General features: G+C 60.4%; 12 protein-coding genes. 3 read left to right on the forward strand and 9 right to left on the reverse strand.

Annotated elements, in window-relative coordinates; translation table 11 throughout:
- Positions 1-38: 38 nt before the first annotated feature.
- Positions 39-1475, forward strand: a complete 1437-nt coding sequence (gene pdxR, locus QCD69_RS10480) for a MocR-like pyridoxine biosynthesis transcription factor PdxR (RefSeq protein ID WP_301251950.1) — start codon at positions 39-41, stop codon at positions 1473-1475.
- On the opposite strand, the gene QCD69_RS22880 is transcribed toward pdxR, so the two are convergent.
- Together QCD69_RS22880 and fabB are read right to left on the reverse strand one after the other, a co-directional pair.
- Positions 1435-1527, reverse strand: coding sequence for a hypothetical protein (locus QCD69_RS22880; RefSeq protein WP_440135768.1), 93 nt, complete (start codon positions 1525-1527; stop codon positions 1435-1437). The two genes, pdxR and QCD69_RS22880, sit on opposite strands and share 41 nt — an antisense overlap.
- Before the next feature lie 244 nt (positions 1528-1771).
- Positions 1772-2992: a beta-ketoacyl-ACP synthase I gene (fabB, locus tag QCD69_RS10485; protein ID WP_125288293.1), complete on the reverse strand. Its 1221-nt coding sequence runs from the start codon at positions 2990-2992 to the stop codon at positions 1772-1774.
- 157 nt (positions 2993-3149) lie between these two features.
- On the opposite strand from fabB, the gene mnmC reads away from it, so the two are divergent.
- Positions 3150-5159 (forward strand): bifunctional tRNA (5-methylaminomethyl-2-thiouridine)(34)-methyltransferase MnmD/FAD-dependent 5-carboxymethylaminomethyl-2-thiouridine(34) oxidoreductase MnmC, encoded by a 2010-nt coding sequence (gene mnmC / locus QCD69_RS10490; protein ID WP_301251952.1) that lies wholly within the window; start codon positions 3150-3152, stop codon positions 5157-5159.
- A gap of 195 nt (positions 5160-5354) precedes the next feature.
- Here the strand turns inward: mnmC and QCD69_RS10495 are convergent, their stop codons facing one another.
- The 6 genes from QCD69_RS10495 to prmB form a co-directional block, all read right to left on the reverse strand.
- Entirely contained in the window at positions 5355-5636 is a 282-nt protein-coding gene (locus QCD69_RS10495) for a YfcL family protein (protein ID WP_125288295.1), read from the reverse strand.
- A gap of 24 nt (positions 5637-5660) precedes the next feature.
- Positions 5661-6203 carry an elongation factor P hydroxylase gene (locus QCD69_RS10500; protein WP_301251954.1) on the reverse strand — a complete coding sequence of 181 codons (543 nt, stop codon included), beginning with the start codon at positions 6201-6203 and terminating at the stop codon, positions 5661-5663.
- A gap of 50 nt (positions 6204-6253) precedes the next feature.
- Complete coding sequence (locus tag QCD69_RS10505; protein WP_253459691.1) at positions 6254-7057, reverse strand: sulfite exporter TauE/SafE family protein; 804 nt, start codon at positions 7055-7057, stop codon at positions 6254-6256.
- 9 nt (positions 7058-7066) lie between these two features.
- Positions 7067-7888, reverse strand: a complete 822-nt coding sequence (mepA, locus tag QCD69_RS10510; RefSeq protein WP_301251956.1) for a penicillin-insensitive murein endopeptidase — start codon at positions 7886-7888, stop codon at positions 7067-7069.
- A 5-nt stretch (positions 7889-7893) separates the two neighbouring features.
- Positions 7894-8979, reverse strand: a complete 1086-nt coding sequence (gene aroC, locus QCD69_RS10515) for a chorismate synthase (RefSeq protein ID WP_253459687.1) — start codon at positions 8977-8979, stop codon at positions 7894-7896.
- Positions 8980-9114: 135 nt separating this feature from the next.
- Positions 9115-10047 (reverse strand): 50S ribosomal protein L3 N(5)-glutamine methyltransferase, encoded by a 933-nt coding sequence (prmB, locus tag QCD69_RS10520; RefSeq protein ID WP_253459685.1) that lies wholly within the window; start codon positions 10045-10047, stop codon positions 9115-9117.
- Positions 10048-10219: 172 nt separating this feature from the next.
- Here prmB and smrB point away from each other — a divergent pair, with 172 nt between their 5' ends.
- On the forward strand, positions 10220-10771 hold the full coding sequence (gene smrB, locus QCD69_RS10525; protein ID WP_125288301.1) for an endonuclease SmrB: 552 nt from the start codon (positions 10220-10222) through the stop codon (positions 10769-10771).
- Positions 10772-11111: 340 nt separating this feature from the next.
- On the opposite strand, the gene sixA is transcribed toward smrB, so the two are convergent.
- Complete coding sequence (gene sixA, locus QCD69_RS10530; RefSeq protein ID WP_125288302.1) at positions 11112-11594, reverse strand: phosphohistidine phosphatase SixA; 483 nt, start codon at positions 11592-11594, stop codon at positions 11112-11114.
- Positions 11595-11747 lie beyond the last annotated feature (153 nt).

The following is an 11747-nucleotide window of genomic DNA, read 5'->3' on the forward strand; positions in this document are numbered from 1 at the left end:
AAAAAGGATACCCATTTTAATCAGGTGATAAGACCATTATGCCGCTGACCAACGTGCCCTTAATCCAGCTGTTCGCCTCGCAGCAGGCCCGCACCCGACGGGACAGGCTATGCGCCGCCTTGCGTCAACTCATCACCGACGGCACGCTGCGGCAAGGCGAGCGGCTACCCTCTTCCCGGCTGCTTGCCGTCGATCTGTCGCTGTCCCGAGTGACGGTGGAAGCGGCCTATGCGCAGCTGGAAAGCGAAGGCTGCCTGCTGCGGCACAGCGGCAAAGGCACTTTCGTCGCCGCCGATCTGCCGGCGCCGCGACGCCCCACGCCAGCGTCATCGACAGCGGCTCCCGCGCTCTCGTCACGCGGCAGCAACATTGTCGCCTCTGGCGGCTGCGACGATCCGCTTTTTCCCCTGGCTTTTGCCGCCGGTTCGCCGGATCTGCGGGCTTTTCCTCACGCTATCTGGCGGCGGCTGGTGGCGCAGCGGCTGCGCCATACGCCGGAAAAAATGATGGGCTATGGCGCGCCGCAGGGGCTGGCCGATCTGCGTGAAGCGGTGGCGCGTTATCTTGCTCAGGCGCGCGGCGTGCGCTGCGATGCCGGGCAAATTATCATCCTGACCAGCTCGCAACAGGCGTTGCAGATGCTGGCGATGCTGCTGTGCGATACGGGCGATGCCGTCTGGCTGGAAGAGCCGGGCTATCGCGGCGCTTATCATGCTTTTAACAGCGCGGGCGCGACCATCGGCACGCTGGAGCTGGACGACGAGGGCGCAAAAATACCCGACCGGCCGGCGGCGAAGCTGATCTACCTGACCCCATCCCATCAGTATCCCACCGGCGCGACCATGAGCCTGACGCGTCGTCTGGCCTGGCTGGCGTACGCGCGCGCCCACGGTAGCTGGCTGATTGAGGATGACTACGACAGCGAATTTTATTACGGCGCACAGCCTGCGCCCGCGCTTCAGGGGCTGGATAAGGCCGGGCGCGTGCTCTACCTCGGCACCTTTTCCAAAACGCTGTTCCCTTCCCTGCGGCTGGCTTATCTGGCGGTGCCGCCCGCGCTGGTTGACGCCTGCTGCCGGATGCGCAGCGTGATGGACGGACACAGCGCGCAGCTGATGCAGGCGGTGACGGCGGATTTTCTCGATCGCGGCCATTTTCAGGCGCATCTGCGGCTGATGCGCAAACTTTACGGCAGCCGCCGCGAACTGCTGCTGACAGAGCTGGCGACAAAGCTGGGAGACAGGCTGCATCCGCTGAGCCACCAGCATGGGCTACAGCTGACGGCCACGCTGCCGGACGGCGGCGAAAAAAAATTAACGCGTCAGGCTTTGCAGGCAGGCCTGGTGCTGCCGCGCCTGTCGCCCCTGTATCAGGGAGATGCACGGCAGGAAGGCTGGCTGCTGGGTTTTTCCGCCCTGGCGCCAGCAGAGATTGTCAGCGCGGTGGAAAAGCTGGCCCGTGTTTTTTCAGGCTAACGGCTTCCGCTTTCTCACGCGTTTTCTGACTGACGCGGCCTTCGCCATTCAGCCCGCGCGAAACGGTGGATGTCCCTGCGCCCTCAGCCGGGCGATATGCCTGATGGTCATCCGGCTATCAACGCTTCTGTGATTACGGCGGAGTGGGAAGGTTAACGTATTTGACGCTAACGCCTGGCCTTACGGCATGGCTGCTAACTTTTGTCCCTGGCGAGGCTTATCTTATACATCGGCATACTGCGGCCATAAAAAAAGGATGCCCTTGCGGAGCATCCTTTTTTGAAATTGCTTACTGATTACAGCTTGCGCATCACCAGCGTGGCGTTGGTGCCGCCGAAGCCGAAGCTGTTGGACATCACGGTAGTCAGCTGCTGCTCGGTTGGTTTGGTCACGATGTTCAGACCTTCCGCCGCCGGATCCAGCTCTTCAATGTTGATGCTTGGCGCGATAAAGCCGTGCTCCAGCATCAGCAGCGAGTAAATAGCTTCCTGCACGCCCGCCGCACCCAGAGAGTGGCCGGTCATGGCTTTGGTGGCCGACATCGCCGGCGTGTTGTCGCCGAAGACTTCGCGGATGGCGCCCAGCTCTTTCACATCGCCTACCGGCGTAGAGGTGCCGTGCGTGTTCAGATAGTCAATCGGCGTATCCAGGCCGTGCATAGCCAGACGCATACAGCGTGCTGCGCCCTCGCCTGATGGCGCTACCATGTCTGCGCCGTCGGAGGTGGCGCCGTAGCCAACCACTTCTGCGTAGATGTGCGCGCCGCGAGCCAGCGCGTGCTCCAGCTCTTCCACAACAACCATGCCGCCGCCGCCTGCGATAACAAAGCCGTCGCGGCTGTTGTCATAGGTACGGGACGCTTTTTCCGGCGTTTCGTTATATTTGGTGGACAGCGCGCCCATCGCATCGAACTCGCAGGACATTTCCCAGCACAGCTCTTCGCCGCCGCCTGCAAATACCACATCCTGTTTGCCCAGCTGAATCTGTTCAACGGCGTTGCCGATGCAGTGTGCCGAGGTCGCGCAGGCGGAGCTGATAGAGTAGTTTACGCCGTGGATTTTGAACGGGGTCGCCAGGCAAGCGGAAACGCCGGACGCCATCGCTTTGGTCACCATATAAGGGCCGACGCCGCGCAGGCCTTTGGCGCGCATTCCGTCAACGCTGGCCACCTGGTTGATCGGCGAGCCGCCGCCGGAACCGGCCACCAGACCCACGCGCGGGTTGTTCTGGTATTGTTCAACGGTCAAACCGGAATCTTTTACCGCTTCCAGCATAGAAATATAGGCATAAATGGACGCATCACTCATAAAACGCAGGGTTTTGCGATCGATGAGGCTGGAGATTTCGTCTTTATCGAGTTTGACGTTGCCCCAGACGTGACTACGCATACCGGAATCTTTCAGCTCCTGAGAGAAGGTAATGCCGGAGCGGCCTTCACGCAGGGATGCAAGGACTTCCTGTTGGTTATTACCAATGCTGGAAACGATACCCAGGCCAGTAATCACTGCACGTTTCATTCAATACCTCGTTAACTACTTATATTAGGATTCGACACGCACTTTAGCGTACAGTTGTAAGCCGAACAAGTCCAACCAGCGCCTGATTTTTGTAAATTTGCGTAGGCGTACCCCCAGAGTTACAATCGCCGCACCGCGAGATAACTGAGCTTTTGCCGTGAACAGCGCCCCAATAGAGTATGCAGAACTAAGCTGGAATGAACAGGGTACACCTGTATCCCGAACCTTTGGCGACGTCTATTTTTCCGACGCAAACGGCCTGGAGGAAACGCGTCACGTGTTTCTTGGCGGCAACGGCTTGCCCGACCGTTTTGCGCACCATTCTCGCGACCTGTTTATCACGGCGGAAACCGGTTTTGGCACCGGCCTGAATTTTTTAACGCTCTGGCAGGCTTTCGAGCGCTTTTGCGCCGAGCAGCCGCAGGCTCGTTTGCAGCGCCTGCACTTTATCAGCTGTGAAAAGTATCCGCTCAGCGTCAACGATCTCGCCAGCGCGCATCAAAGCTGGCCTGAACTGGCAGCATACGCGCGCGCGCTGCGCGAACAGTGGCCAGCCGCCCTGCCCGGCTGTCACCGGCTGCTGCTGGCCGAGGGTCGCGTCACGCTCGATCTCTGGTTCGGCGATATTAACCAGCTGATCCCGACCTTCGATGACAGCCTCAATCATCAGGTCGACGCCTGGTTTCTGGATGGCTTTGCGCCGTCGAAAAATCCTGACATGTGGACGCCGGCACTGTTCGCCTGCATGGCGAAAATGGCGCGTCCCGGCGGCACGCTGGCCACCTTTACCTCGGCAGGCTTTGTGCGGCGCGGATTGCAGGAGGCGGGTTTTACCGTCGGCAAGCGTAAAGGCTTCGGCCCCAAACGGGAAATGCTGGCGGGCGTGCTGGAGAACGCTATCGACGCGCCAGCCGAAGCGCCGTGGTATCACCGTCCGGCGGCGGAAGGCGACGACATTGCGGTAATCGGCGGCGGCGTGGCCAGCGCGCTGCTGGCGCTGGCGCTGCTGCGTCGCGGTAAAAAAGTCACGCTCTACAGCGCCGACGGCGAACCGGCCCGGGGCGCTTCCGGCAACCGCCAGGGCGCGCTTTATCCGCTGCTGAACCATCACGATCCGGCGCTGGCGCGCTTTTTTCCGGCCGCATTTACCTTTGCCCGTCGTGTTTACGATAGCCTGCCGGTCGCGTTCGATCACGAGTGGTGTGGCGTTACCCAGCTGGGCTGGGATGAAAAAAGCGCGGACAAAATCACTAAAATGCTGACCATGCAGCTGCCGGAAACCATCGCTCGCGGTGTGGACAGGCAGGAAGCCGAAGCGCTGTGCGGGGTGGAAACCGGCTTTGGCGGCATTACCTATCCGGCTGGCGGCTGGCTCTCACCCGCCCAGCTGACGCCTGCGCTGTTTGCGCTGGCGCAGCAGCAGGGGCTGATTACGAGCTGGCATCACAGGCTGACCGCACTGTCCGCAACACCGACGGGCTGGCAGCTCGATTTTGCCGATCGGCCCGCGCAGACTCACCGCAACGTGGTGCTGGCGACCGGCCACGCGCTGACCGCGCTGCCGCAGAGTGAAAAGCTGCCCGCCTATGCCGTCAGCGGCCAGGTCAGCCATATCCCGACTACGCCCGCACTGGGCCAGCTTAAACAGGTTTTATGCTACGACGGCTATCTGACGCCGGTTAATCCGCATAATCAGCAGCACTGTATCGGCGCAAGCTATCATCGCGCCGACAGCGCTACCGCCTATCGCGAAGAAGATCAGCAGGAAAACCGCGAGCGGCTGCTCCGCTGTCTGCCGGAGGCGGAATGGCCTCGCGAAGTGGACGTTAGCGCAGGCAGCGCCCGCAACGGCGTGCGCTGCGCCACCCGCGATCATCTGCCGATGATTGGCCCGCTGCCGGACTATCAGCAAACGCTGGCGCAATACGCAGATCTGGCGCAAAACAAAGCCACGGCGCAGCCGGCGCCCCTCTGGCGCGGCCTGTTTGTGTTGGGCGCGTTAGGCTCCAGGGGATTATGCAGCGCGCCGCTGGCGGCAGAAGCGCTGGCGGCGGAGCTGTGCGGCGAACCGATCCCGCTGGACAGGCAGACGCTGGCGGCCACCCATCCTAATCGCTACTGGGTGCGCAAGCTGCTGAAAGGTAAAGCGGTGAAGGCGGCAGGCTAAAAGCCGCTGCCGCCCCATAGGGCAGACAGGAAACCGGAGACGTCGCGTAGAGCAGACAGAACATTGGGGATGCCGTCCAGGCCAGACTGGTAGCCGGAGACGCCGCCCAGGGCAGACTGGAAACCGGAGACGCCGGACGCATCAGGCCGCTAAAATCACGGCGGCCTTGCTTGTTGCCGACGGCGCCGTCAGGGATCAGGAGGGATGGCGCGCCTGCAGGAACAAATTATCCCACATGCCCAGCACCAGCGCCTGGTCGCGCGGCGAAAGCTCTCCGGCGTGGATCGCCGTCTCCAGGCTGTTCAGCACCTGGATTTGCAGCGCTTCCGGCGTGTGCTCGCCCGACTGCTCAATTTCGGCCACGGCCAGCGTCAGATGCCCGCGCAGATAGCCGCTGGCGAACAGCTCGTCATCGCTGGCGCTCTCCACCATGTTATCGATCAGGGCCAGGATACGCGCTTCAAATTCATCAATCATACAATTCCTTATTTACCATGCTGGTCAGAGATCTTCCGGCCAGGGAAACTGCGCTGCGGTCAGCGGCGGCGTTGAGTAGTAGCGACCCAGTTCGGTGATAAAACGGGCTGGCCGTGACGGAATTCCCTTTTCCAGATGAGCCATTACCTGCGCGTGTACCTTGCGCTGGAACGCAATGCGGTCCGGCTCGAAATCGCCATTGAGATTGTCACAACTTACGTTGAAGGGAAAGCCCGCCGCTACACAAAACAGCCATTCCAGCGCCTGCGGCTTGACCTCCACCGCTTCAAACTGGCCTTGCGTCATGGCGTCGCGGCCGTCGGGACAATACCAGTAGCCGAAATCCACCAGCTTGCGCCGCTCGGCTCCGGCGATACACCAGTGGGAGATTTCATGCAGCGCGCTGGCGTAATAGCCGTGGGCGAACACCACGCGGTGATAGCTGACTTCCTCATCGGCGGGCAGGTAGATGGGTTCGTCATCGCCCTTCACCAGGCGGGTCTGAAAATCGTCAAAAAAACAGCGGTCGAAAATCTCGATCAGCTGCGAATAGTCGTGAGTACGCATTGTTCTCTTCTGCAAAAATTTCACGTCTTGTGACGCGTCAACATTAAGATTCAGCTAAACAGATGGTGAAACCAAGCGGCGATCTCTGCGCCGTGGCTGTCATAGAGCAGCTTCCCGCTCATGACAATGGAAACGGTGACCACCATCGGGCGGATCAGCTGCTGTCCCCGGCTCAGCACCAGCCGTGCGCCGAGCCGTGCGCCGCAAATGGCGCCGAGCAGCATAATCAGGCCGGTGCCCCACACCACTTTGCCGCCGAAAATAAAAAACAGCAGGCCGCCCAGGTTAGAGGTCAAATTCAGCACCTTGGCGTGCGCGGTAGATTTCGCCAGGTTGAAACCGCAAAGCGTGACGAAGGCCAACGCATAGAAGGAGCCAGCGCCCGGCCCGAAAAAGCCGTCATAAAAGCCGACGCAGCCGCCCGCCACCAGCGCAAATGGCAGGCCGTGCAGGCGACGATGGCGATCTTCTTCGCCGATCTTAGGCATCAGCAGAAAATAGAGGCCGATCGAGATAATCAGCAGCGGCAGCACCTGACGCAGCAGCCCCGGCTGAATGTGTTGGATCAGCATCGCGCCGAGAATCGAGCCGATAAAGGCCATCAGGATATTCAGCCGCTGCGCTTTAAGATCCACCGCCTTGCGCCGGATAAAATAGAGGCTGGCGGAAAAAGAGCCGCCGACGGACTGAAGCTTGTTGGTCGCCAGCGCCTGCGCCGGAGAAAGCCCGGCCGCCAGCAGCGCCGGTACGGTCAGCAGCCCGCCGCCGCCGGCGATAGAATCGATAAAAGCGGCCAGCACGGCGATGCAAAACAGTAGCCCAAGCAGCAGCGGGCTGACGGCAAACCATTCCATTTTTTCTTCCTAAAGCTGATGGTTATCCAGAAGCGCCTGACAGGAAGGCGGCAACGGCGGCGGCTCGCGTTTTATCGGCGCGCCGGAAGGTTTTGGCGGCGCGAACCAGCTTGCCAGCTCTGCGCCACAGCCATCCCCTGGCGGCGGCGCGGGCTGATCCTGGCACTCCAGGCTGTCCGTAGGACAACGCAGGCGCACGTGCATATGCGCCCGATGGCCGAACCATGGGCGTACCTTGCGCAGCCAGTCGCGATCGCTGCCCGCATCGGCGCAGAGCTGTTTTTTAATCGCCGGATTCACAAAGATACGCGTGACGTCGTCATCTTTTGCCGCCAGCTTGATCAGGCTGTCGATCTGCGGCTGCCAGTGGCGCGCCACCACGTTTTTCCCGTCTGCCGCCACCAGATCCAGCGGCTGCGGCTTCAGCAGCATTTGTGAACTCCAGCGCGCCTGCGGTAACTGCAACCAAATATCGACATCCAGCCCGGTCTGGTGGCTGGCATGGCCGCTGCTGAAGCGACCGCCCGCCGCCATGCCCATATCCCCAATCAGCACTTCGCCCAGCTGCAAATTATGCACCTGAGCGCCCAGCCGCTGAATAAACAGGATCAGATCGGGATGACCATAAAAGCGACGCTGGTCCTGACGCATCACCTGCCAGGTCGGATCGTTAAGCGGCAGCGCCTGCGCGCCGACGATACAGCCGTTGGCGAAAGAGCCGATAGCGTGCGGCGCGCCGCTTATTGGCTGCCGGATCGATTGCCAGGGCGTAGCCGCCAGCGTGGAAGCGCTGAGCAGCAGGCCGCAAAGCGCGAACAGCGTCTTTTTCATGGTGATTACCAGCGTGGAATGTTCGTCTGCACGTCCGCATTCTGTCCGCGATGACGCAGTAAATGATCCATCAGCACGATCGCCATCATGGCTTCCGCGATCGGCACGGCGCGGATCCCTACGCAGGGATCGTGACGGCCTTTGGTGATCATTTCCGTTTCTTCGCCCGTGCGGGTAATGGTTTTGCCCGGCACGGTAATGCTGGACGTTGGCTTCATCGCCAGCGTCGCCAGGATCGGCTGGCCGCTGCTGATGCCGCCCAGAATGCCGCCCGCGTGGTTGCTCTGAAAGCCGCCCGCGCGAATTTCATCACGATGTTCGCTGCCGCGCTGGTTGACCACGGCAAAGCCGTCGCCGATTTCCACGCCTTTCACCGCGTTAATGCTCATCAGCGCATGCGCCAGATCCGCGTCCAGACGATCGAAAACCGGCTCGCCCAGGCCAACCGGCACGTTCTCTGCCATTACGGAGACTTTAGCGCCGATAGAATCGCCCTCTTTCTTCAGCGCGCGCATCAGCTCGTCCAGCGCCTCGATTTTTGACGGATCCGGGCAGAAGAACGGGTTCTGTTCCACCTGATCCCAGTCCTTCAGCTCGCAGGCCACGTCGCCAATCTGCGCCAGATAGCCGCGCACCTTCACGCCGTGCTTCAGGGCGAGGTATTTTTTGGCGATAGCGCCCGCCGCCACACGCATAGCGGTTTCACGCGCGGAAGAGCGCCCGCCGCCGCGATAGTCGCGCAGGCCGTACTTTTGTTCATAGGTATAGTCGGCGTGGCCGGGACGGAAGACGTCTTTGATGGCGCCGTAATCCTGCGAGCGCTGGTCGGTATTTTCAATCAGCAGGCCGATGCTGGTGCCGGTGGTGACGCCTTCAAACACGCCGGAGAGGATTTTGACCTGGTCCGGCTCGCGGCGCTGGGTGGTGTAGCGTGAGGTGCCGGGACGGCGGCGATCCAGATCGTGCTGCAAATCGGCTTCCGTCAGGGGGATGCCGGGCGGCACGCCGTCGACAATACAGCCCAGCGCCAGCCCGTGCGATTCACCAAAGGTGGTGACGCGGAAAACCTGTCCAATCGTATTACCAGCCATGAAGTCCTCTGAACTTTTCAGGAGGCCATCCCGTTTGCCGCTTCCGTTCCGGCCAGCGCGAAATCCGTGCACAGGCTACGGTTTCCGCGCTGATCGGAGCAAAACCGCCTGCGCCGGGGATGCCTGTGATGTTTTTTAGTCTTTATAAATGCCGAAATGATGTTGCGCAGCAACAATTTGCTCGCGGGTCAGCATAAATACGCCGTCGCCGCCGTTGGCAAATTCCAGCCAGGTGAACGGCACGTCGGGATACTGTTCGATCATATGCACCATGCTGTTGCCCACTTCGCAGACCAGCACGCCTTCTTCGCTCAGGTAGTCCGGCGCACAGGCCAGAATGCGGCGCGCCAGCTTCAGGCCGTCGCGCCCGGCGGCCAGCCCCAGCTCCGGCTCGTGCTGATATTCTTCCGGCAGATCGCCCATATCCTCTTCATCCACGTAGGGCGGATTGGTGACGATCAGATCGTAAGGGGTCTTTGGCAGATCGCGGAACAGATCGGAGCGGATCGGCGTCACGTTATGATCCATACCGTGCGCGGTGATATTCTGCTCGGCCACGGCCAGCGCGTCCGCAGAAATATCTACGGCGTCCACTTCCGCTTCCGGGAAGGCATAGGCGCAGGCGATGGCAATGCAGCCGCTGCCGGTGCACATATCCAGAATATGGCTGGGTTCATGCGCGATAATGCCGGCGAAGCGGTCATTGATCAGTTCGCCGACCGGCGAGCGCGGCACCAGCACGCGTTCATCCACGTAAAACTCGTGGCCGCAGAACCAGGCTTTGTTGGTCAGATAGGCGACGGGAAGACGCTCGTTGATGCGGCGAATAACGCGCTCGACAATGCGGTGACGCTCGCTGGAAGTCAGGCGCGCGGTACGCATATCTTCCGGGATATCCAGCGGCAGATACAGCGTGGGCAGCACCAGCTGAACGGCTTCGTCCCAGGGGTTATCGGTGCCGTGGCCGTACCAGATCTCCGCGGCGGCAAACCGACTCACCGTCCAGCGCAGCATATCCTGGATGGTATGCAGCTCACTGACTGCCTCATCAACGAAAATTTTGTCCAAAGTGCCCTCCACAGGCCAAACTCAACTCGGCAGCTAGTTTGCCATGAAGCTGACGAGAATCCAGCGCGCAGGCGTGAAAAAACTGACATTTGTTTATTTGCAGGGATTAGACAGGGTAAACTGATGGGATTATTGTTAAAAATCCCGCCGCCGCGTGCCGCCTGAGGATCAGATGAGTAAAAAACAGCCCCTGAGCGCCGAAGATGAAGCGCTGTTCCGTGGATTAATGACCGGCACGCGTAAGCTGGCTCAGGACACGATAGTGCATAAGCCATTGCGGAAAACATTCTCGCAGGTGCCGCAAAAGCGCCTGCTGTCCGAGCAGATAGACAACAGCCACTATTTTTCCGATGAGTTTCAGCCTCTGCTGTCCGCTGAAGGGCCAGTGCGCTACGTCAGAAGCGACGTCAGCCATTACGAGCTGAAGAAGCTCAGGCGAGGCGACTATACGCCGGAGATTTTTCTGGATTTGCACGGGCTGACGCAGAAACAGGCAAAAGAGGAGTTGGGCGCGCTGATAGCCGCCTGCCGCCGCGAGCATATCTTTTGCGCCAGCGTGATGCACGGTCACGGCAAGCACGTGCTCAAGCAGCAGACGCCGCTGTGGCTGGCGCAGCATCCTATGGTGATGGCCTTTCATCAGGCGCCGAAAATGTTTGGCGGCGATGCCGCTTTGCTGGTGCTGATTGAAGTAGAAGAGTGGCAGCCGCCGGAGCTGCCTTAGTCAGGCCGCCTCCCGGCGAACAGCGTTGGGGCTGGCCGCTTTATCTTACGACGCGACGCCAGCCACGAAGCAGGCCGGTTCAACCGGCCCCAGACTGCTGACAAACCTAAATAGCCGAGGCATCCTGGCGTTTTTTACAGCAACTCAGCTGTTTCTCGGCGGCAGAGGCTGAGCGGATAGGCGGTCGCGCATGGACGCGCGAAACGAGCCTCCATGGACGGATTCACGGCGTGTCCGTGTTCCGATCTGCCTCTGCTGCTTTTCACCAGCCTGAAAGCCACTTGATGGCGGAGAATGAGTTTGTCAACAACCTCAGGCCGGATCAACCGGCCCGGCACGATCACATCGCTTTTGCCAGCCGTCCAGGGCTGACCTGCCATTCCAGCTTGCCGCAGCCGCTTTCGTCGTTCAGCGTGACGCTGGCGATGGCGGAAGTGGCGAACATCGGCGGCGTTTCCTGCGGGCAAAGCTCGGACACCAGATAGCCCACCAGAGGCAGATGGGAAATCACCAGCACCGCTTTGACGCCTTCCTTCGCCAACGCCTGAAGATAGCAGGCCACCAGCGCCGGATCGCCGCCCGGCGTCAGCTCCGGCAGCACTTCCTGCTCCACGGGCAGGATCAGCGCTTCACGTACCGTAGAGAGCGTCTGCTCAGCTCGCAAATAGGGACTGACCAACACCCGATCGATATCCACTTTCTGACCGTTGAGCCAGCCTGCCATCTGCCGCGACTCGTCGCAGCCGCAGTGGGTCAAAGGCCTTACCGCATCACTGGCTGCATCCAGTGCCGCATCGCCGTGACGCATAATGAAAACTTGCATATTGCACCGCTGTTATTAAACATAAACGCCGGAAAATCAGGTTTTCCGACTCTTCACTCTGTGAATGAACGCTGTGTTGTACCCTAATGCCAGAAGGCAAGTCAACCGATTGTTTACTAAATAACCGCCTGTTGACAAACGGTTATCAGCACC

It is taken from the genome of Erwinia sp. PsM31 (assembly GCF_030433775.1).
Classification (GTDB): Bacteria; Pseudomonadota; Gammaproteobacteria; order Enterobacterales; family Enterobacteriaceae; genus Erwinia; species Erwinia aeris.